The organism is Kribbella sp. NPDC051770, assembly GCF_040681455.1.
In the GTDB taxonomy this organism is placed as follows: domain Bacteria; phylum Actinomycetota; class Actinomycetes; order Propionibacteriales; family Kribbellaceae; genus Kribbella.
Map to the genome: position 1 here is coordinate 1 of NZ_JBFAYT010000007.1, position 17,215 is coordinate 17,215.

Consider the following 17,215-nt stretch of genomic DNA (forward strand, 5'->3'; position numbering starts at 1 on the left):
GCCCGGTCCGGTACGCCGGACAGCCGGCAGAGCCCGTGGGTCCCCCCCCCCCACGGGGGGCCCACCGACGACGCCCCCCACCTCCCCCCCCCACCCACGCCCCCCCCCGCCCCCCCCCCCACGACTGCCTCCGCGGCATGCTCGGTGGCCACCACGGTCCGGTAGAACGGCTCGCTGAGCTTCAGCCGGTCCAGCGCGGGTAACCACCAGCGGGCCGGCCCGGCGGGCGGAGGACCCGCCCGGTCGGCCAGTAGGTAGCACGCAGTCTCCTGCGCGTTCTGCAGACGCGAGCGCTCGTCCCCCGCCATCTCCCCCGGCCCGGACAGCGCACTCGACACGCAGAGCGCCACCAGCCGCGCGGACAGGTCGAAGCCCGGCCGCGCGGTGTCCAGGAACAAGGGGGCCAGCGGCAACAAAGCCTGCCGGCCGCGCGGGCTGCAGTGGTCGTGCACAGCCCGCGCGACCGACCCGAGGACCGGATGCACGCAAGTCGGCCGGTCCGTCCAGGGTTCGCGCGCCAGCTTGGAGACGAGCTCGAGCACGCAGGGCTCAGCGGGACGCACCCACGCGTACTCGGCGCCGGACGACGCCCCGGTGGGGGCGGGAGGTTCGCCCCCGGCGTCTCGCGGCTGCGCCGCGGCCGAGCGCACTCCGCCCGCGTCCGGCCGGCTCACTCGCCGGGCCGGATCGCGCCGGCGACCGGCGTACCGAGGTGGGAGCTCACCGACAACGCTGGTCGTCCGGGTTGCTTCAGGAAGCGGACGATGACGGCGGTGACCACCCCGAGCAGGCCCGCGGCCAGGAAGACCGGGCGGTAGCCGACCGTCGCCACCAGGGTCGCGGCGACACCGACACCGACCAGGCCACCGACGGCCTTGGCGCTGTACAGGATGGACTGGTTCTGCAGCAAGCTGTTCTCGCCGAAGAACTCCAGCACCAGGTTCGCCATGATCGCGTAGAAGGCGCCGCCGCCGAGCCCGGCGAACATCGCGCACAGCACGAACACGACGCCCAACCCGGCCTCCCCCGCCAGCACCAGGCCGACGTGGGTGAAGCCCTCGACCATCAGTACGGCGGCCAGCACCCGCCGCCGGCCGAACCGGTCGGACAGCGTCCCGGCCGTGGACCGCCCGAGACCGTTGACTGCGGCAAGCATTCCGGCGGCCAGTCCGGCGACCGCCGTCCCGAGCCGGGCCTCGGTCGCGTAGCTGACCACGAACGCGATGCCGAACAGCGACAGCGCCGTACTGACCGCCAGCGTCAGCCACATCAGCGGCAGCGCGCCGGTCCGCATCGCCTCGCCCGGGCGGTAGTAGCGCACGGCCGGCAGGTTGTTCGGGATGCTCCGGTTCAGCCGCCGGTCGACGGCCCAGGCCTGGGCGTCGATCTCGGCCGGCCACCAGTGCCGCGGCGGGTCCTTGAGCAGGCCGCCCGCGGTCATCACGATCAGCAGCGCGACCACCGCGGTCAGGTCGAACACGTAGCGCTGGCCGCCGCTGGTGTCGAAGAGCGTCAGCAGCAGGATGCTCGGTACCGCGCCGACGGCGAAGCCGCCGGTGACGAACCCGATCGTCGACGTCCGCCGGTCGGGGAACCAGCGGGCCGCGGTGGTGATGCACGCGGAGTAGACGAGCCCGGCGCCGGCGCCGCCGACGACGGCGTACCCGAGGACCGCGCCGGCGTAGCTGCCGACGTGGGCCAGCGTCACCAGGCCGACCGCGGCGAGGAACCCGCCGAGGACGACCAGCTGGGTCGGCGTCACCCGGCGTACGCGCTGCAACCAGGCGGCCGGGACGGCGACGAGGGCTTGGAAAGCGACGAAGACGGCCAGCAGCCACATCGTCTGGACGGTGCCCCAGGCCCGTCCGGCGTCGAGGCCGAGGGCGGCCGAGCCGAACGAGTACTGCAGTGGACTGATCGCCGCCATACAGGCCCACGCGGCCCACAACTGCCAGCGGCGGGAGTGCCCGGTCAGCTCCCGGGCGTCCTCGCCGATCCGGTACCGGCGGCCGTACACGTCCCGAACGTCCCGGGGAGGCGTACTGGTGGTCGCGTCGTTCATGATCGCCTCCTGACTACTGCATACCGTATGGAACTTTGGTACTCCTCTCCGCTACCTCTTGTCCAGACCCACGGGCCCTTGAATGTGAGCTTGCATACAGCATACAGTCGCCAGAACGAGTCAGCAGCGTGCGTGAGGAGAGGACTACCCCCCGTGGACCTGATGGAGTACCAAGCCAAAGAACTCTTCGCCCGGCACGCGGTGCCGGTCACTCTCGGCCGGGTGGTCGAGGACGCCGCCGACGCGGCCGCAGCGGCCGAGGCGCTCGGCGGCCGGGTGGTGGTCAAGGCGCAGGTGAAGGCCGGCGGCCGCGGCAAGGCCGGTGGCGTCAAGCTGGCCGCCGACCCCGCCGAGGCGACCGCCCGGGCCCAGGACATCCTCGGGATGGACATCAAGGGCCACACCGTCCGGCGGGTGCTGCTCGCCCCGGCGGCCGACATCGCCGAGGAGTACTACCTCTCGTTCCTGGTCGACCGGGCCAACCGCGGCTACCTGTGCATCGCCAGCACCGAGGGCGGCGTCGAGATCGAGGAGGTCGCGCACACCAACCCGGACGCGATCGCCAAGATCGCGATCGACCCGGCAGTCGGTGTCGACGACGCGAAGGCCGCCGAGATCGTCGCCGCGGCCGGCTTCCCCGAGGGCGCGGCCGAGGTGGTCAAGACGCTCTGGACGGTGTTCATCGCCGAGGACGCCTCGCTGGTCGAGGTGAACCCGCTGGTCAAGCTCGGCGACGGGCGGCTGGAGGCGCTGGACGGCAAGGTGACGCTGGACGAGAACGCCGGCTACCGGCACCCGGACCACGCCGCCTTCGAGGACAAGGCCGCGGCCGACCCGCTGGAGGCCGCCGCCCAGGAGAAGGGCCTCAACTACGTCAAGCTCGACGGCGAGGTCGGGATCATCGGCAACGGCGCCGGGCTGGTGATGTCCACCCTCGACGTCGTCGCGTACGCCGGTGCGGCGCACGGCGGCGTGAAGCCCGCGAACTTCCTGGACATCGGGGGTGGCGCGAGCGCCGAGGTGATGGCCAACGGACTCGGCATCATCCTCGGCGACGCCCAGGTGAAGAGCGTGTTCGTGAACGTCTTCGGCGGCATCACCGCCTGCGACGCGGTCTCCAACGGCATCGTGCAGGCGCTCGAGCTGCTCGGCCCCGCGGCGAACAAGCCGCTGGTGGTCCGGCTCGACGGCAACAACGTGGACGAGGGCCGCAAGATCCTCGCCAAGGCGAACCACCCGCTGGTGACGGTGGTGGACACCATGGACGGTGCCGCCGACCGCGCCGCCGAGCTGGCCGCGCAGGCCTGAGAGGAGCTGGACAGATGGCGATCTTCCTGACCGACAAGAGCAAGGTCATCGTGCAGGGCATGACCGGCGCCGAGGGGCAGAAGCACACCTCCCGGATGCTCGGCGCGGGCACCAACATCGTCGGCGGCGTGACGCCGGGCAAGGGCGGCCAGTCGGTCGACTTCGCCAAGCGGTCGATCCCGGTCTACGGGTCCTGCGCCGACGCCGTGAAGGCCACCGGCGCCGACGTGTCGGTGGTGTTCGTGCCGCCGCGGTTCGTCAAGGGCGCGGTGATCGAGGCCGTCGACGCCGGCCTGGAGCTGGTCGTGGTGATCACCGAGGGCGTCCCGGTGCACGACACCGCCGCGTTCTTCGCGCACGCCGAGGCGAACGGGACCCGGATCATCGGCCCGAACTCCCCCGGCCTGATCAGCCCCGGCCTGGCCAACGCCGGCATCATCCCGGCCGACATCGCCGGCCCCGGCCGGATCGGCCTGGTCTCGAAGTCCGGCACGCTGACGTACCAGATGATGTACGAGCTGCGCGAGTACGGCTTCACCACCGCGATCGGGATCGGCGGCGACCCGATCATCGGCACCACCCACATCGACGCGCTGCGGGCCTTCCAGGACGACCCCGACACCGAGGCGATCGTGATGATCGGCGAGATCGGCGGCGACGCCGAGGAGCGGGCCGCGGCCTTCATCGCCGAGTACGTGACCAAGCCGGTGGTCGGCTACGTCGCGGGCTTCACCGCACCCGAGGGCAAGACGATGGGCCACGCCGGCGCGATCGTCTCCGGCTCCTCCGGTACGGCGGCCGCCAAGCAGGAGGCGCTCGAGGCGGTCGGGGTCAAGGTCGGCAAGACGCCGTCGGAGACCGCCCGGCTGATGCGGGCCGCGCTCGAGCAGAGCCTCAACCCGGTCTGAGAGGACGAACCGATGGCGAAGAAGATCGGATTCATCGGCCTCGGCATCATGGGGTCGCACATGGCGGCGAACCTGGTCGGCGCCGGGCACGACGTCACCGGGTACGACGTGGTCCCGGCCTCGGTCGACAAGCTGCTGCAGGCCGGCGGCAAGCCCGCGCCGACGATCGCCGAGGCGGTCGCCGGGGCGGAGGTCGTGATCACGATGCTGCCGGACTCGCCGCAGGTCGCCGAGGTGGTGCTCGGGCCGGGCGGCGTACTGGAGTCGGCGCAGCCGGGGGTGCTGCTGATCGACATGTCGTCGATCGCGCCGGAGACCTCGCTGGAGGTCGCCAAGGCCGGCGCCGAGCGCGGCGTACGGGTCCTGGACGCGCCGGTCAGTGGTGGCGAGCAGGGCGCGATCAAGGCGTCGCTGTCGATCATGGTCGGCGGTGACGACGAGGTGTTCGCCGAGGCCAAGCCGGTGCTCGAGGACCTCGGCCGGACCATCGTGCACGTCGGCGGTCATGGCGCGGGCCAGACCGTGAAGGCGGCCAACCAGCTGCTGGTGGCCGGAACCATCGCGCTGGTCAGCGAGGCGATCGTGCTGCTGGAGGCATCCGGTGTGGACGGCGAGCGCGGCCTCGAGGTGCTGGCCGGTGGCCTGGCCGGCAACCGGATCCTCGACCTGAAGGCGTCGTCGATGCTGGCCCGCGAGTTCGCTCCGGGGTTCCGGATCGACCTGCACCACAAGGACATGGGGATCGCCCAGTCCGCCGCCCGGGCGGCCGGTGTCGCCCTTCCGGTGACCGGCCTGGTCGCCCAGCTGGTTTCCGCGGCCCGCGCCATGGGTCACGGATCTCTCGACCACTCAGCACTGCTGAAGGTGGTCGAGGAACTGTCAGGACGCAACACCTGACACCAGGCCGCCGGCGGGGGAAAGCCAGCTCGCCCGCCGGCGGTCCTTCAGCGTCAGCAGCAGCCGTCGGTGCACGCGCCCTCAGCGCAGGTGCAGCCGGCGGCTGCTGTCGTTCCGCCCGCGATCGGCGAGCAGCAGCCCTTGCCTTGCCAGGCCTCGATTCCCTCACGCACCGCGACACCCGCGATGATCAGGCCCGCGACCGGGTCAGCCCAGCTCCAGCCGAGGGTCGCGTTCAGCACCAGCCCGATCAGCAGCACCGCGGACAGGTACGTGCAGAGCAGCGTTTGGGTGCTGTCGGCAACAACCGCGTTCGACCCGAGGGCTTTGCCGGTACGCCGTTGCGCCCAGGACAGGAACGGCATCACGATCAGCGACGCGACGGCGATCCCGATCCCGACCGGTGACGCCTCGGGGTCCGACCCCACGATCAGGCTGCGCACCGACTCGAACCCGACGTACGCCGCGAGGCCGAAGAACGAGAACGCGAGCAGCCGCAGCGCCTGCCGCTCCCGGGTCTCGGGGAGCCGGTGCCGGAACTGCCACAGGATGATCAGGCCGCTGGAGACCTCGACGACCGAGTCGAGCCCGAAGCCGACCAGCGCGACCGACCCGGCGACCAGGCCGGCGGTGATCGCGACCACGGCCTCGACCACGTTGTACGTGACCGACGCGGCGGCCAGCAGCTGCGCGCGGCGGCCGAGCCGGCGGCGCTCGTCGGCGTCGGCGATCCAGGTGGTGCTGATCTGCAGCGGCTCGCTCACTTCTGCGCCTCGATCCCGTAGACCGGGCAGAGCGCCACCGCGTCCCCGGTCAGCGCGAGCAGCGTCTCGGCCGCGGCCAGGAGCTCCATCGTCGCCTCGGGGTGCGTCAGGCTGAACAGCGACGCCCGGCCCTGCGGGCGGGACTCCACGAGCCCGCAGTCCCGCAGGCACGCGAGATGTTTCGACACGGTCGACTGGGCGAGGCCGAGCTGCTCGGTCAGGTCGACGACCCGCTGCTCGCCGGCGGCCAGGTGCCGCACGATCGCCAGCCGGGAGCCGTCGCTGAACCCGTTGAACAGACAGGCCGCCGCGGCCAGCCCGATCGTCTCATCGACCTTCAGCTCTGTCATCGCCATTCAGCGATGATAGATCAGATCTCCCGGCGAGACGATCATCACCAGCGATCCGTCGAAGTGCTGCTGGTCACGCAGGTGCCCGTGTCGCGTGTCCCAGGTCCCGTCGGCGAGGTCGCGGCCGAGGTGCTCGGTGAAGCGCTCGTGCACCTCGGGCGCGACGAAGCTCCAGGCGGAGTTGGCCTGCCGGGCGCCGGGATCGAGCAGCCGCTCCGGGCGGCCGTAGTACGCCTCGCCGAACCCGTCCGAACAGTCCAGCGGAATCGGTACGCCGAACGCCTGCCCGCCGCCGAGCGCCGCGGTGACGGTCTCGATCGGCGGGTAGCGCCGGGCCTCGGTCTCGATCGCCTCCGGCGCGTACTCGTACAGCCAGAACCGCTTCAGCAGCGTCGGGTCGCAGGTCAGCACGACGACCGGGCCGGCCGTCACCCGGCGGACCTCGGCCAGGCCGGCCGCGAGATCGCGCCACTGGTGGACCGTGAACGTCGCCATCGCGCCATCGAACGCGTTGTCGGCGAAGGGCAGTTGCTCGGCGGTCGCGTCGATCGCCTCGACCAGCCCGGCCGGTCGCTGGGCCCGCATCTGCGCCGAGGGCTCCACCGCGACCAGGTCCAGGTCGGTCGGCTCGTACGAACCAGCACCGGCGCCGACGTTCAGCACCGTCCGGACCGGCCCCAGCGCGTCCCGGATCGCCGCCGCGATCCGCGGCTCGGGTCGGCGGTAGGTGGTGTAGTCGGCGCCGATCCGCCCGTAGTCGGCGTCCCCCGCGCTGCCGTCGGGCGACCTTCCCGAGGTCTGCTGGTCCAGGCTCATGCTCGCTCCTTTGCGACGTGAGATTCCAGCTCGACCCTACGGCAGGACCAGCAAGACCAGTGGGCTGCTCAAGAGACCACTGGTCCTACTGGTCACGGCGAGACACTGCGCCCGAAAGACCTCGCGGAGTCCTTCGGGCGCAGCGGGTGGAACAGGTGGGCCCGGAGGGCTGTCGGCAGGGCTCGCCTCCGGACCCTCCTGGTCAGGGGGTGGGTGTCGCCGACGGCGCCACCGCGGCCGGCGCCACCGAGCCGGGGATCCGGCCTGACGTCGGCGCGTGCGCGACTTTCTCGGTGGACGTCCCGACCTTGCTGGCCAGCAGATCGGCGACGGCGTGGACCGCACGCAGCGTCGGCGCCTTGGTCCCGGTCAGGTCGGCCAGCTCGACCACCGCGGCGAGGATCACGTCGAGCTCGAGCGGCTTGTCCTTCTCCAGGTCCTGCAGCATCGACGTCTTGTGCTCGCCGACCCGTTCGGCGCCGTCGATCCGCTTGTCGACCGAGATGTCGGGTTCACAGCCGACCGCGCGAGCGATCTCCAGCGACTCCTCCATCATCAGCCGGACCATCGCGCGGGTGCCCTGGTGGGTGGCGATCTCGACCATGGTGGCCCGGGCCAGCGCGCTGATCGGGTTGAAGGCGGCGTTGCCGAGCAGCTTGATCCAGATGTCGTTGCGGACGTCGTTCTCGACCGGGCACTTCAGCCCGCCCGCGACCATCGCCTCGCTGAACTCCAGGCAGCGCTCGCTCTGCCCGCCGGCCGGCTCCCCGATCGAGAACCGGGTGCCCTCCAGGTGCCGGACGACGCCCGGCCCGTCGAGCTCGGTCGAGCAGTACACGACGCAGCCGATCGCGCGTTCGAGCTGGATGACCCGGGTCACCTCACCACCCGGGTCAACCGACTCGATCCGGTGCCCCTCGTAGGGGCCGGCCAGCCCGTGGAAGTACCACCACGGGATGCCGTTCTGGGCCGCGATCACCGCGGTCTTGTCGTGCAGCAGCGGTTCCAGCAGCGGCCCGCTGGTCGCGTAGGAGTTGGCCTTCAGGCCCAGGAAGACGAAGTCGACCGGGCCGATCTCGTTCGGGTCGTCGGTGGCCGGGGTCTTGGCGACCCAGTCACCGCGCGGGCTGTGCACCTGCACGCCGTTCTTCCGGATCGCGTCGAGATGGGCGCCCCGGGCAACGAGGTGGACCTCCGTCCCACCGCGGTGCAGGGCCGCGCCGACGTACGCGCCGATCGCTCCGGCGCCGAGAACTGCGACTCTCATCGGGTCCCTCCTTCAGTCTCGTAGGCCGGAGGCCGTCGGGATCGGGTTGACCACACCGTCCAGCTCGTCGAACTCGACGACGTTGTCCAGCTCGGTGCCCATGGCAACGTTCGTGACGCGTTCCAGGATCACCTCGACGACCACCGGCACCTCGTGCTCGACCATCAGCTTCTTGGCCTCCTCCAGCGCCGGGCCGATGCCGTCGGGCTCGAACACCCGCAGCGCCTTGCAGCCCAGGCCCTCGGCCACCTTGACGTGGTCGACGCCGTACCCACCGAGCTCGGGGGTGTTGATGTTGTCGAACGAGAGCTGGACGCAGAAGTCCATGTCCAGCCCGCGCTGGGCCTGCCGGATCAGCCCGAGGTAGGCGTTGTTCACCACCACGTGGATGTAGGGCACCTTGAACTGGGCGCCGACCGCGAGCTCCTCGATCAGGAACTGGAAGTCGTAGTCGCCCGACAGCGCCACGACCGTCGCATCCGGGTCCGCGACCGCGACGCCGAGCGCCGCCGGTCCGGTCCAGCCGAGCGGACCCGCCTGGCCGGCGTTGATCCAGTGCCGGGGCCGGTAGACGTGCAGCATCTGGGCGGCCTGGATCTGCGACAGCCCGATCGTGGAGACGTAGCGGACGTCCGGTCCGAAGGCACTGTTCATCTCCTGGTAGACGCGTTGCGGCTTCACCGGGACGTCGTCGAAGTCGGTACGGCGTACCAGCGTGCGCTTGCGCTCGCGGCACTCCGCGGCCCACTGCGACCGGTCCGGCAGCGCGCCCGCGGCCATCCGCTCCCGGGTGACGTGGATCAGCGTCTCCAGCGCGGCCTTGGCGTCCGACACGATGCCAAGGTCGGGCGCGAAGACCCGGCCGATCTGGGTCGGCTCGACGTCGATGTGGACGAACTTGCGCTCGCCGCGGTAGACGTCCAGGCCGCCGGTGTGCCGGTTCGCCCAGCGGTTGCCGATGCCGACGACCAGGTCGGAGGCGAGCAGCGTCTGGTTGCCGTACCGGTGCGAGGTCTGCAGGCCGACCATGCCGGCCATCAGCCGGTGGTCGTCGGGGATCGTGCCCCAGCCCATCAGCGTCGGCACCACCGGTACGCCGTGCAGCTCGGCGAACTCGACCAGCAGCTCGGCCGCGTCGGCGTTCACGATCCCGCCGCCGGCCACGATCAGCGGGTGCTCGGCCTCCGCCAGCAGGTCGAGCACCTTCTCCGCCTGGGCGACGCTGGCGCGCGGCGTCGCGATCGGCAGCGGGACGTACAGCTCGGGGTCGAAGTCGATCTCGGTGAGCTGGACGTCCAGCGGCAGGTCGATGAGCACCGGGCCGGGACGCCCGCTGCGCATCACCTGGAACGCCTTCTGGAAGGTGCCCGGGACCTGGGCCGCCTCCAGCACCGTGACCGCCATCTTGGTCACGGTGGCGGCGATGGACGGTACGTCGATCGCCTGGAAGTCCTCCTTGTGCAGCTTGGCCACCGGCGCCTGGCCGGTGATGCACAGGATCGGGATCGAGTCGGCCGAGGCCGAGTACAGCCCGGTGATCATGTCGGTCCCGGCCGGGCCGGAGGTCCCGACGCAGACACCGATGTTCCCGGCCTTCGCGCGGGTGTAGCCCTCGGCCATGTGCGAGGCGCCCTCGACGTGCCGGGCCAGCACGTGCTTCAGCTCGCCCTGGGCCCGGACGGCGGCGTAGAACGGGTTGATGGCGGCGCCGGGAAGGCCGAACAGGTGGGAGACGCCTTCGCGCCGGAGGATCTCCACCGCCGCGCGGGCGGCAGTCATTCGTGGCATGCCAGCTCCTTGTCGGTCAGGACGATCGGTCGGTCAGCCAGCCGAAACTGTCGGCGGTCGCGCCGGACGGCTTGTACTCCAAGCCGATCCAGCCGCCGTAGCCGGCGTCGGCCAGCTCGGCGAGGTGCTGATCGATCGGGATCGTGCCGGTCCCGGGCTCGTTGCGTCCGGGGGCGTCCGCGATCTGCACGTGCGCGATCCGGTCGGCGTACGTCGTGATCGCCTTGGACACGTCGTCCCCGTTGACGGTCAGGTGGTACAGGTCGGCCAGCAGCCCGATGCTCGTGACACCGGACTCGCTGACCACGCGGTCGATCACCGCGATCGCGTCGGCCGCGGTCAGCAGCGGGTAGCGCTCGGCGCCGCTGACCGGTTCGACCAGCACGGTCGCACCGAAGGAACCGGCCGCGGTGGCGGCCAGCGCGAGGTTCTCGGCGGCGAGCTCGTCCTGGGCCTGGGGCGCGAACCCCTCGACCCGGTTGCCGTACAGCGCGTTGAACGCTTGGCAGCCGAGGCGTTCGCCGATCCCCAGGGTGACCGCGATGTTGTCGCGGAACTCCAGCGATCGTTGCGGCCACGACACCAGGCCGCGATCGCCACCGGGCATGTCGCCGGCGGCGAAGTTCAGCCCGGTGAGCTGGACGTCGGCCTCCAGGATCGCGCGTTCGAACGCGTCCACCTCGGCGTCGCCCGGCAGCGCGGAGTCGAACGGCCACCAGAACTCGACCGCTTCGAAGCCGGCCTTGCGGGCAGCCGCAGGTCTTTGCAGCAAAGGCAGTTCGGTGAACAGGATCGAGCAGTTCACGGAGAACTTGGGCAGAGCAGTCTGCATGGTCCCGCCTTTCGGAGGGGCTCGTGTATACCGCATACAGTAGGCCGAGCCCTGAGGGCGGTCAAGGCATGACCAAGGTCACATTTGGCGTCATCCGATAGGCCTTGCCTACCAAGGGATTTGGAAAGCGCTCGCCCGTTCGGCTGGCAGGATGCGACGAATGGAAGCCACTCCCGATCCCCTTGCACCACAGGGCAGACGCGACCGAACGACCGCGCCACCGCCGGCCGGACCGAGGGCCCCGATGGCGTGGATCGGCGGCGCCCCGGGCGCCGGCAAGTCGACGATCGCCCGCACCCTGGCCTGCTCGCTCGACCTTCCGCTGCACCCGATCGACCGGTGGACCTACGACCACGCCGGCCGGATGGCACCGGTCCGTCCGCTCGACCTCGACCTCGCCGACGGCCCCGAAGCCGCCGCTGACGCGTTCGTCCGGATCGCGCGGACCCGCCTCGCGCTCGCCGTCGAGGACGTCCGGGCCCGCGGCCTCAGCGGCGTACCTGCTCTGGTCGAAGGCCCTCAGCTCTTCCCGTCGATGGCCGCTGACGTCCCGGCCGCCGTCTGGCTCCTGCCCGACGCCGAGCAGACACGGCGAGCCCGGGAGGCTCGCCTCGCCCGCGTCGAGGATCCGGAGGCGGCGGCCCGCCTCGAAGGTCTGCTCGCTCGCGACGCGGTGCTGGCCCAGCGGGTCCGCGACGAGGCGGCGCTGCACGGCCGGGCGGTGATCGAGGTACCTGCCGAGCCCGACTGGCCCTCGATCACCACCGCCGTACGGGCCCAGCTCGACAAGCTCCCCCGCCTCGCACCGGGCGAGGACCTGGCCCGGCAACGCGAGATCGAGAACCTCGCCACCTGCCGCCAACTCCGCCTCTGGGCCGCCGACATCAACCTCGCCGACGTCCCCGCGTTCGACTTCACCTGCGAGTGCGGCCGCTCCGGCTGCTGCCGTACCTGGTCAGCCACCCCCGACCAGTACGACGTACGCCGGACCACCGGCCGTCTCGTGATCAGGCGGTAGCCGCCGCGCAGCTGGCCGGTAGATACAGTCAACGACCGCCCGCGCCACCTCGGCCGCCTGGCAGCGGATCTCCGGCATCGCCGTCGACTCCCACAGCGCACCGCGGCGCAGCGCGCCGAGGGTCCACAGCGGCGCTCGCCGACCCGTTGCCCCGAGCACGCGTCCGTCGTCGGCGGTGTCGAGGCCGAGACCGGCTGGGCCGGTGCGAGCGAGTCCGCCGGCCAGCAAGGTCGCCAGCAGCGGGTCAGCTGACGGGTCGCCGACCGGGCCGGTGCAGTTGACCACGGCGCCGACGGTCATCGCCGTACCGTCGCTGAGCAGCACGCGGACTGCGTCGCCGGTGTCCTCGGCCGTGACCACCTCGCCGCGGTGCAGGCACAGCCGCCCGGACTCGCGCACCGCCGCCAGCCGCTCCGCGGTGATCGGCGCCATTCGGTGCCGGTGCACGTCCCAGGTCCGCGCGTCGGTCCGCAGGAATTCGGCCTTGTCGTCGTCGGACAGGCTTTTCCACAGCTGCGCGGTGATCGGCCGCAGCCCGTCGATCGCGGCCCGCCAGTCACCAGTACGCCGTGCTGTCTTTACTACGTGCCGCAGCACACCGGTCCGCAACGCCTGCAGATCCCCGGTCAGCTCAGCCGCGACCGGCGGCGTCTTCTCCGACCGGTGCACCGCCGGTACGACGCCGTGCCGGGACACCGCGTGCACGCTGCGGCTCGGGCGATCCAGCGACAGCACGACGTCGACCATCGTCAGCCCGGTACCGACCAGCAGCACGTCGGACTCCGGCAAAGCGTCCAGCGCACCCGGCGCCCACGGGTCACCCACGAACCGCTCCGACGCCACCAACCCAGCGGGCGCCCAGGCGACGCCGGGCGCCGTACCGGTCGCCAGCACCGCCGCACTCGCGACCAGCACCTCACCGGTGTCCAACCGCACGGTCACCTCCCGGCGCCCGGTGTGGTCGACCGCAACGACCCGGCCGTACCGGCGCTCGAGCACCGCCGACGACCGCCGCTCGCAGTCCGCGAGGTGATCGGCCAGGTAGTCGCCGTACCGGCCGCGCGCGACGAAGCTCGACGGCTTGATCTCCGGGTCGACGCGCTCGCGCAACCAGTCGACGAAGTCGTCCGGCGCGTCCGGCAGCGCGCTCATCCCGGCCGCCGGGACGTTCAGCAGGTGCCGCCCGTCGTCCGTCGAGTACGCCGGGCCGCGACCGCGGCCCGGATCGATCAGCACGATCCGCAACGCCCGGCCGCCGGCCGCATCCAGCAACCGTGCCGCCGTCAGCATCCCGGCCGCCCCCGCGCCGATCACCGCGACCATCGCCATCCGACCCACCCCCCACAGGTGTCAAACTCTAGTTATTCACTAGAGTTAATAGTCGAAAGTAGCCGATCCCCGGCCCGGCCGCCAGCCACGCGACAGCCCGTGACCGACGGTCAACCGTGCGTCGAGCGCAGGGCGAGCGCGAGCTCCTCCAGCGCCGGCAGCGCGTCGATGATCGTCCGCGCCGACTCCTCCGGCAGCTGGTCGAGGCACTTGCCGATCGCCTCAGTCCGCAGCAACTTGATCCGCTGCTGCAGCTCCCGCCCCTGATCGGTCGCCTCGACCTGGATCGCCCGCAGGTCCGCCGGGTTCGGGTCGCGCTGGATCAGCCCGAGCTCGGTCAGCCGCCCGATCACCCGGGAGACCATCGTCGGGTTCAGCCCCTCCAGCTGGGCCAGCTCGGTCAGGCCGAGCGGGCCGCGGAACGCGATCAGGCCGAGCACCGACGCCTGGGTCGGCGTCAGGCCCTCGTCGGTGGCCGTGGCGTTGAGCTCGCGCGCCAGCCGCGAGATCACGCCGCGCAGCTTGTTCAACGTCTCGGTGTCGAACATCGTCTCTACCCCTTTATTGCCTGCTGGCAAGCAATGTACTCTGGCTGCTGATGGAACCCCAGAGTCTCCCAGCCAGCAGCCGCCCTGCCACCGACGGGCCGACCACGGTCACCGAGCCGCCGGTTCTCGGCGGGGACGAGCCGTCGCCGAAGCGCTGGATCGTGTTCCCGATCGTCTCGATCGCGCTGCTGATGGCCTCGATCGACCAGACCATCGTGGCCACCGCGCTGATCGCGATCCAGCGCGACCTCGGCGCCCAGCTGAACTGGTCGGGCTGGACGATCACCATCTACGCGCTCGGCCAGATCCTGGTGATGCCGGTGGCCGGCCGGCTCGGCGACCAGTTCGGCCGGAAGAAGATCTTCCTCGGCGCCGCCGTCCTGTTCACGCTCGCGTCGCTGGCCTGCAGCCTGGCCGACAACATCTACCTGCTGGTCGTCTTCCGGGCCTTCCAGGCGATCGGCGGCGGCGCGTTCATGCCGACCGCGACCGGCATCGTGGCCGAGCAGTTCGGCCGCGACCGGGACCGCGCGGTCGGCATGTTCACCTCGATCTTCCCGATCGGCGGCATCCTCGGCCCGATCATCGGCGGCGTGATCGTCACCTACTGGTCGTGGCGGGAGATCTTCCTGGTCAACGTCCCGGCCGGCGTCCTGCTGATCCTGCTGGCCTGGAAGTTCGTCCCGCACAGCGCCCCGAAGAAGGCGGCCCGGATCGACCTGGTCGGCGCGGCCTTCCTGGCCCTGACCATCCTGCTCGGTATGTACGGCATCAGCTCGCTCGGCAGCGGCGGCGCGTCCCCGACCGACCCGCTGTTCATCGCCTCCGAGGTGCTCGCGCTCGTCTTCGGCTTCCTCTTCGTCCGGCACGCCAACCGGGCCGCGAACCCGTTCATCCCGGTCCAACTGCTGCGCGGCCGCGGCTTCGCCGTGATGAACGCGATCAACCTCCTGTACGGCGCTGCCGTGCTCGGCTTCGGCGCCCTGGTCCCCCTGTACGCCGAAGCCCGCTACGGGATCCAGCCGCTCCAGGCCGGAACGTTGCTCACGGCAAGGGCCGTCGGGATGATCTGCGTCGCCGGGCTCGCGGTGTTCGCGTTACGGCGGACCGGCTACCGGGCGCCGATGATCGGCGGGTTCCTGCTGGTCGCCGGCGGGATGACGATCATGTCGCTGGCGCCGCACGGCCTCACGCCGTACGGGTGGCTGGCCGCGGCCGCCGCCGTGACCGGCATCGGGATGGGGCTGTCGATCCCGGCGTCGAACAACGCGTCGCTGCAGCTCGCACCGGACCAGATCTCGGCGATCGCCGGGCTGCGCGGGATGTTCCGGCAGTCCGGCGGGATCATCGCGGTCTCCGTGACCACGGCGATCCTGTCGCACGCGGCCACACCGGGGATCGCCCAGGCGCACAGCTTCGTGGTGTTCGCGGCGGTGCTGGTGCTGATCATCCCGTTCGCGTTCATGGTCCCCGACCACCGTGGCTCCTGGTAGCCGCTGCGGCGGTTCTCTGTACTCGCAGTGATTTCGTGCTACCGTTTCCGCCGGTTGCAGTTTTGCAGTTCCACGTTCGTTCTTGAAACGCCCGCGGGAGATGTGATCCGCAGGGCGTTTTCTCATTTCCGGGCCACGGTCCGGGTGGGAGGGCTCGTTCGGCAACCCAGGTGCCGGCGACCGCCGGACCTGATACCCGCCCCACCAAAGGAGCAGATCATGGCCAGCGGAACAGTGAAGTGGTTCAACGGCGAAAAGGGCTTCGGCTTCATCTCGCAGGACGGCGGCGGCGCCGACGTGTTCGTGCACTACTCGGCGATCGCGACGGACGGCTTCCGGACCCTCGACGAGAACCAGAAGGTCGAGTTCGACCTGGCGCAGGGCCCGAAGGGCCCGCAGGCGGAGAACGTTCGCCCCGTCTGAACCCCCAGTACGTAGCAGGCCCGCACCGATTCGTCGGCGCGGGCCTGTTCCGTTTCCTGGGCTGAACGGAGCGGCGACTCCCCCGCGTCCTGGCCTCACCACGTGCAAGGCTGACCGGCAACGTCACCGGCAGTCGGAGGTACCGCTATGGACTCGCAGGCTTACTTGTCCGGAGTCGTCGAGCAGACGGCCACGTTCGCCGACTGGGTGGACGGCGCTGACGGCTCCGCGCGGGTCCCGACCTGCCCGGAGTGGACGCTGACCGAGCTGGTCGACCACGTCGGCTCGACCCAGCGGGAGATCGCGAAGCTCGTCGGCGAGCGGATGATGGATCCGGGCCCGGCCTTCGCCAGCTACACCCCCGGGCCGACCGACCCCGCCGCCTGGCGCGACTGGCTCAACGAGAGCGCCGCCGCGGCCCAGCGAGCGTTCGCATCGGTCACCGAACAGACGCCGGTCTGGGATCCGTCCGGCGGCGACGCAGGGGTGCAGTTCTGGTCGCGCCGCCTGTTCGGCGAGGCCTGCGTGCACCGGGCGGACGCGGCATCGGCGCTCGGTACGACGTACGAGCTGCAGCCGGAGTACGCCGTCGGGGCGATCGAGGACTGGCTCGACACGATGACCTCGCAGGGCTACTGGGAGCACCGGCCCGGCTTCGCCGACGCGATGCGCGGCAACGGCGAGACCCTGCACTTCCACGCGACCGACGCCACCGGGGAGTGGGTGGCCCGGCGCGAGCAGGACCGGGTCGCACTCGAACGCACCCACCTGAAGGCCGACGTCGCCGTTCGCGGTCCGGCCGCCGACCTGCTGCTGGTGCTGAGCCGGCGCCGCCCGCTCGCCGAGGCTCCGCAACTGGAGGTGCACGGCGACCGCGCGCTGCTCGACCTGTGGATCGACCACATGGACTGGGTCACCGGCTAGGTGGTCCAGCGCTCCTCGCCATCCTCCACCTGATCGGTCTTGTGCAGGCCCGCTGCCGCAGCGACGGCTTGTGACGCCTTGTGCTCGGGATGCACGTGCGCGATCACCGTACGGTCGCCCAGCCACCGCACCAGCCCGACCGCGGCCTCCCGCGCGATCCCCTGCCGGTGCCACTGCTTCCCGACCACCCAGGCGACCTCGGCGACGTCCGTCACCGTCGCCTGCACGAAGCCGACCAGTACGCCGTCCAGACTGATCACCCAGTTCAGCCAGTACTCCCCTGGGCGGCCCGGCCCGGCGACCTGGCGCCGGTAGCGCTCGGTCAGCAAGTTCACCGACGGGGCCTCCCCGCCGGTGAACTCGTAGAGCTCCGGCGCGGACAGCACCGCCGCCATCTCCTCGGCGTACCGGACCTCCAGCGGCAGCAGCTCCAGCCGGGCAGTCGTGAACCTCGTCGCGATCATCAGCCCACCGTACGGGCCGCCACG

The 17,215-nt window shown here is 71.3% G+C and carries 17 protein-coding genes; 7 read left to right on the forward strand and 10 right to left on the reverse strand.

Annotated elements, in window-relative coordinates; genetic code table 11:
* Positions 1 to 670: 670 nt before the first annotated feature.
* Positions 671 to 2,062, reverse strand: a complete 1,392-nt coding sequence (locus AB0M01_RS22775; RefSeq protein WP_363672567.1) for an OFA family MFS transporter — start codon at positions 2,060 to 2,062, stop codon at positions 671 to 673.
* 153 nt (positions 2,063 to 2,215) lie between these two features.
* Here AB0M01_RS22775 and sucC point away from each other — a divergent pair, with 153 nt between their 5' ends.
* From sucC to AB0M01_RS22790, 3 genes are read left to right on the forward strand one after another with little or no spacing between them, the layout of a single operon-like run.
* On the forward strand, positions 2,216 to 3,370 hold the full coding sequence (sucC, locus tag AB0M01_RS22780) for an ADP-forming succinate--CoA ligase subunit beta (protein ID WP_363672569.1): 1,155 nt from the start codon (positions 2,216 to 2,218) through the stop codon (positions 3,368 to 3,370).
* Positions 3,371 to 3,384: 14 nt separating this feature from the next.
* A complete protein-coding gene (gene sucD, locus AB0M01_RS22785) occupies positions 3,385 to 4,278 on the forward strand; it encodes a succinate--CoA ligase subunit alpha (protein WP_363672571.1) in 894 nt (297 codons plus the stop codon).
* Positions 4,279 to 4,290: 12 nt separating this feature from the next.
* On the forward strand, positions 4,291 to 5,175 hold the full coding sequence (locus tag AB0M01_RS22790) for a 2-hydroxy-3-oxopropionate reductase (protein WP_363672573.1): 885 nt from the start codon (positions 4,291 to 4,293) through the stop codon (positions 5,173 to 5,175).
* A 53-nt stretch (positions 5,176 to 5,228) separates the two neighbouring features.
* On the opposite strand, the gene AB0M01_RS22795 is transcribed toward AB0M01_RS22790, so the two are convergent.
* The 6 genes from AB0M01_RS22795 to AB0M01_RS22820 all read right to left on the reverse strand — a co-directional run bounded on the left by AB0M01_RS22795 (position 5,229) and on the right by AB0M01_RS22820 (position 10,992).
* A complete protein-coding gene (locus AB0M01_RS22795; RefSeq protein ID WP_363672575.1) occupies positions 5,229 to 5,939 on the reverse strand; it encodes a cation transporter in 711 nt (236 codons plus the stop codon).
* Positions 5,936 to 6,295: a metalloregulator ArsR/SmtB family transcription factor gene (locus AB0M01_RS22800; protein ID WP_363672577.1), complete on the reverse strand. Its 360-nt coding sequence runs from the start codon at positions 6,293 to 6,295 to the stop codon at positions 5,936 to 5,938. The genes AB0M01_RS22795 and AB0M01_RS22800 overlap by 4 nt, the downstream gene beginning before the upstream one ends.
* The gene (locus AB0M01_RS22805) at positions 6,296 to 7,105 is read right to left on the reverse strand and encodes a class I SAM-dependent methyltransferase (RefSeq protein ID WP_363672579.1); all 810 of its coding nucleotides are present in this window, start codon (positions 7,103 to 7,105) and stop codon (positions 6,296 to 6,298) included.
* A 202-nt stretch (positions 7,106 to 7,307) separates the two neighbouring features.
* Positions 7,308 to 8,372: a 2-dehydropantoate 2-reductase gene (locus AB0M01_RS22810; RefSeq protein WP_363672581.1), complete on the reverse strand. Its 1,065-nt coding sequence runs from the start codon at positions 8,370 to 8,372 to the stop codon at positions 7,308 to 7,310.
* Between the two features lie 12 nt (positions 8,373 to 8,384).
* Positions 8,385 to 10,160, reverse strand: coding sequence for a glyoxylate carboligase (gene gcl / locus AB0M01_RS22815; protein ID WP_363672583.1), 1,776 nt, complete (start codon positions 10,158 to 10,160; stop codon positions 8,385 to 8,387).
* Between the two features lie 16 nt (positions 10,161 to 10,176).
* A complete protein-coding gene (locus AB0M01_RS22820) occupies positions 10,177 to 10,992 on the reverse strand; it encodes a TIM barrel protein (RefSeq protein WP_363672585.1) in 816 nt (271 codons plus the stop codon).
* A gap of 244 nt (positions 10,993 to 11,236) precedes the next feature.
* Between AB0M01_RS22820 and AB0M01_RS22825 the strand changes: the two genes are divergently transcribed.
* Positions 11,237 to 12,010: a hypothetical protein gene (locus AB0M01_RS22825; RefSeq protein ID WP_363672587.1), complete on the forward strand. Its 774-nt coding sequence runs from the start codon at positions 11,237 to 11,239 to the stop codon at positions 12,008 to 12,010.
* On the opposite strand, the gene AB0M01_RS22830 is transcribed toward AB0M01_RS22825, so the two are convergent.
* Together AB0M01_RS22830 and AB0M01_RS22835 are read right to left on the reverse strand one after the other, a co-directional pair.
* Positions 11,948 to 13,339 (reverse strand): FAD/NAD(P)-binding protein, encoded by a 1,392-nt coding sequence (locus AB0M01_RS22830; protein WP_363672589.1) that lies wholly within the window; start codon positions 13,337 to 13,339, stop codon positions 11,948 to 11,950. The genes AB0M01_RS22825 and AB0M01_RS22830 overlap by 63 nt on opposite strands.
* Positions 13,340 to 13,449: 110 nt before the next feature.
* The gene (locus AB0M01_RS22835) at positions 13,450 to 13,887 is read right to left on the reverse strand and encodes a MarR family transcriptional regulator (protein WP_363672591.1); all 438 of its coding nucleotides are present in this window, start codon (positions 13,885 to 13,887) and stop codon (positions 13,450 to 13,452) included.
* 50 nt (positions 13,888 to 13,937) lie between these two features.
* On the opposite strand from AB0M01_RS22835, the gene AB0M01_RS22840 reads away from it, so the two are divergent.
* The 3 genes from AB0M01_RS22840 (at position 13,938) to AB0M01_RS22850 (ending at position 16,727) form a co-directional block, all read left to right on the forward strand.
* A complete protein-coding gene (locus AB0M01_RS22840) occupies positions 13,938 to 15,380 on the forward strand; it encodes an MFS transporter (protein ID WP_363672592.1) in 1,443 nt (480 codons plus the stop codon).
* A gap of 219 nt (positions 15,381 to 15,599) precedes the next feature.
* Positions 15,600 to 15,803: a cold-shock protein gene (locus AB0M01_RS22845; protein ID WP_012919747.1), complete on the forward strand. Its 204-nt coding sequence runs from the start codon at positions 15,600 to 15,602 to the stop codon at positions 15,801 to 15,803.
* A 147-nt stretch (positions 15,804 to 15,950) separates the two neighbouring features.
* Positions 15,951 to 16,727: a maleylpyruvate isomerase family mycothiol-dependent enzyme gene (locus tag AB0M01_RS22850; protein ID WP_363672595.1), complete on the forward strand. Its 777-nt coding sequence runs from the start codon at positions 15,951 to 15,953 to the stop codon at positions 16,725 to 16,727.
* On the opposite strand, the gene AB0M01_RS22855 is transcribed toward AB0M01_RS22850, so the two are convergent.
* Positions 16,724 to 17,191, reverse strand: coding sequence for a GNAT family N-acetyltransferase (locus tag AB0M01_RS22855; protein WP_363672597.1), 468 nt, complete (start codon positions 17,189 to 17,191; stop codon positions 16,724 to 16,726). The genes AB0M01_RS22850 and AB0M01_RS22855 overlap by 4 nt on opposite strands.
* Positions 17,192 to 17,215 lie beyond the last annotated feature (24 nt).

Bases quoted from the DNA above. Each gene is read 5' to 3' on its own strand.
- AB0M01_RS22775 (WP_363672567.1), bottom strand. From the start codon at position 2,062: ATGAACGACGCGACCACCAGTACGCCTCCCCGGGACGTTCGGGACGTG.
- sucD (WP_363672571.1), top strand. From the start codon at position 3,385: ATGGCGATCTTCCTGACCGACAAGAGCAAGGTCATCGTGCAGGGCATG.
- AB0M01_RS22790 (WP_363672573.1), top strand. From the start codon at position 4,291: ATGGCGAAGAAGATCGGATTCATCGGCCTCGGCATCATGGGGTCGCAC.
- AB0M01_RS22800 (WP_363672577.1), bottom strand. From the start codon at position 6,295: ATGGCGATGACAGAGCTGAAGGTCGATGAGACGATCGGGCTGGCCGCG.
- AB0M01_RS22805 (WP_363672579.1), bottom strand. From the start codon at position 7,105: ATGAGCCTGGACCAGCAGACCTCGGGAAGGTCGCCCGACGGCAGCGCG.
- AB0M01_RS22810 (WP_363672581.1), bottom strand. From the start codon at position 8,372: ATGAGAGTCGCAGTTCTCGGCGCCGGAGCGATCGGCGCGTACGTCGGC.
- gcl (WP_363672583.1), bottom strand. From the start codon at position 10,160: ATGCCACGAATGACTGCCGCCCGCGCGGCGGTGGAGATCCTCCGGCGC.
- AB0M01_RS22820 (WP_363672585.1), bottom strand. From the start codon at position 10,992: ATGCAGACTGCTCTGCCCAAGTTCTCCGTGAACTGCTCGATCCTGTTC.
- AB0M01_RS22825 (WP_363672587.1), top strand. From the start codon at position 11,237: ATGGCGTGGATCGGCGGCGCCCCGGGCGCCGGCAAGTCGACGATCGCC.
- AB0M01_RS22830 (WP_363672589.1), bottom strand. From the start codon at position 13,339: ATGGCGATGGTCGCGGTGATCGGCGCGGGGGCGGCCGGGATGCTGACG.
- AB0M01_RS22835 (WP_363672591.1), bottom strand. From the start codon at position 13,887: ATGTTCGACACCGAGACGTTGAACAAGCTGCGCGGCGTGATCTCGCGG.
- AB0M01_RS22840 (WP_363672592.1), top strand. From the start codon at position 13,938: ATGGAACCCCAGAGTCTCCCAGCCAGCAGCCGCCCTGCCACCGACGGG.
- AB0M01_RS22845 (WP_012919747.1), top strand. From the start codon at position 15,600: ATGGCCAGCGGAACAGTGAAGTGGTTCAACGGCGAAAAGGGCTTCGGC.
- AB0M01_RS22850 (WP_363672595.1), top strand. From the start codon at position 15,951: ATGGACTCGCAGGCTTACTTGTCCGGAGTCGTCGAGCAGACGGCCACG.
- AB0M01_RS22855 (WP_363672597.1), bottom strand. From the start codon at position 17,191: ATGATCGCGACGAGGTTCACGACTGCCCGGCTGGAGCTGCTGCCGCTG.